We start from the raw sequence: 1,055 nt of genomic DNA, 5'->3' as shown, positions 1-1,055 counted from the left end.
CGGCGGCGATCCAGTCTCGGACAGCCTGGGCGACAAATTCCGGTCCATTGTCAGAACGTATGAAACTCGGCGCGCCGCGAAGTATGAACAGGTCTGTCAGGACGTCGATTACATCGGTCGAGTTCAGCTTCCGCTCGACCCTGATAGCCAAACATTCCCGACTGTACTCATCAAGGATGTTCAGCGCCCGGAAGGCTTTGCCATCATCGGTTCGGCAATGGACGAAGTCATAGGACCACACGTGGTTGCGATGCTCTGGTCGAAGCCGGACACATGATCCGTCATTCAGCCAGAGCCGCCCTTTCTTCGGTTGTTTTATTGGCACTTTCAGCCCCTCTCGCCGCCACAGCCGTTCAATCCGTCCGTCGCTGACAGACCATCCAGCCTCCCTCAGCAGCGCTGCGATCCTGCGATAGCCATATCGGCCATATTGACGGGTCAGCTCGATCATGTCGGCCACCAGTCGGTCCTCGTCTGGGCGACCTTGTGGGACGCGCCGTTGCGTGGACCGGTGTTGTCCAAGCACGCGACAGGCGCGTCTCTCGGAAACGTTCAACTGGTTGCGTACATGGTTAATACAAGCACGACGACGAGCGGGGCTCAGTAGTTTCCCTTTGTGGCTTCCGTCAGGATCAGTTTGTCCAACGTCAGATCAGAAACCGCGCGCCGCAGTCGCTCGTTCTCTTTCTGAAGCCGTTTCAGTTCCTTCAACTGGTCTATGCCCATTCCGCCGTACTTTTTGCGCCAGCGGTAATAGGTTTGTTCAACAACGCCGATCTGCCTGATCGAATCAAGACGGGACATGCCTTGCCCCATCAGAACTTCAACCTGCCGTAACTTCGAGACAATCTCTTCGGGCTTCGGTCTCTTGTTTGCCATTCGTGGTCCTCCGTTTCCTAAACATAACGGTGGACCAGTTCAGTTGGGGAGGCTCACACCAAGAAAAGCAACGCTACGCATCGCGCTCTCCGATCCGGGGATCAATCACCTGATAGATCACATCGATGATCAAGTTGACCGTCACGAAGACTAGTGCCGTCAGAACCACAACGGCC

The 1,055-nt window shown here is 55.8% G+C and carries 1 pseudogene; it reads right to left on the bottom strand.

Annotated features, from left to right (window positions below):
• Positions 1–879 (bottom strand): annotated as a pseudogene (locus tag ACR0DO_RS19465) (IS3 family transposase); the annotation flags it as partial.
• Positions 880–1,055 lie beyond the last annotated feature (176 nt).

The sequence above is a fragment of the Ruegeria sp. AM9 genome (genome assembly GCF_056540565.1).
The sequence above is the reverse complement of the archived record's forward strand: the minus strand, read 5'-3'. Positions and strand labels throughout refer to the sequence as shown.